Source organism: Polynucleobacter sp. 35-46-11, assembly GCF_002281105.1.
On the sequence record NZ_NCFJ01000627.1, the window covers coordinates 1 to 1,319 of the forward strand.

Genomic DNA, 1,319 nt, shown 5'->3' on the forward strand with positions numbered 1-1,319 from the left:
CCAACACGTGAGCTCTTAATTGAAGAGTCTCTCTTAGGTTGGAAAGAGTTTGAGATGGAAGTGGTGCGTGACCGTGCCGATAACTGCATCATCGTTTGCTCAATCGAAAACTTAGATCCTATGGGTGTGCATACCGGTGACTCGATCACCGTTGCTCCTGCGCAAACATTAACTGATAAAGAATATCAATTGATGCGAAATGCATCGATTGCCGTATTGCGTGAGATTGGCGTAGACACTGGCGGATCAAACGTCCAGTTCTCAATCAACCCAGTTGATGGTCGCATGATCGTCATTGAGATGAACCCTCGTGTTTCACGTTCATCTGCACTGGCCTCTAAAGCCACTGGCTTCCCAATTGCGAAGATTGCTGCAAAGCTCGCTGTTGGCTATACCTTGGATGAGTTAAAGAACGACATTACTGGTGGTGCAACCCCAGCATCTTTTGAGCCATCCATCGACTATGTAGTCACGAAGATTCCTCGCTTTGCATTTGAGAAGTTCCCGCAAGCAGATTCTCGCTTAACAACCCAGATGAAATCGGTTGGAGAGGTGATGGCTATTGGCCGCACTTTCCAAGAGTCATTCCAAAAAGCTCTGCGTGGCTTAGAAGTTGGTGTGGATGGCTTGGATGAAGTCTCGACAGACTTAGATGACATCATTCAAGAAATTGGCGAGCCAGGTCCAGACCGTATTTGGTATTTGGCTGACGCTTTCCGTATGGGAATGGGTTTAGATGAGGTTTACAACGAGACTAAGGTAGATCCTTGGTTCTTGGAACAAATTGAAGAACTCATCACAATGGAGACAGAGCTCAAACAGCGCAAGATTGATAGCCTTTCAGCGTCAGAGTTGCGCTTCATTAAACAAAAAGGTTTCTCAGATCGTCGCTTAGCTAAATTGCTTGGGGTAGATGCCGCCTCAGTACGCGCCGCACGTCATCGTTTCAAAGTGGTGCCTGTTTACAAGCGTGTAGATACCTGCGCAGCAGAGTTCTCTACAAATACTGCGTATTTGTATTCCACATACGAAGCAGAGCACGGTGAGTGCGAATCTCAACCTACAAGTAAAGACAAGATCATGGTCTTGGGTGGTGGCCCGAACCGTATCGGTCAAGGCATTGAGTTTGACTACTGCTGCGTGCACGCTGCTTTAGCCATGCGCGATGATGGTTATGAAACCATCATGGTGAACTGCAATCCAGAAACTGTTTCTACTGACTACGACACATCTGATCGTTTGTATTTCGAGCCATTGACTCTAGAAGACGTTTTAGAGATCGTCGCCATTGAAAAGCCAAAAGGTGTGATCGTGCAGTA

At 46.8% G+C, this 1,319-nt stretch carries 1 protein-coding gene; it reads left to right on the forward strand.

The genetic code is table 11. The features are described 5' to 3' along the window. A partial coding sequence (gene carB, locus B7Y67_RS18270) for a carbamoyl-phosphate synthase large subunit (RefSeq protein WP_293599851.1) occupies positions 1–1,319 on the forward strand: 1,319 nt, incomplete at both ends.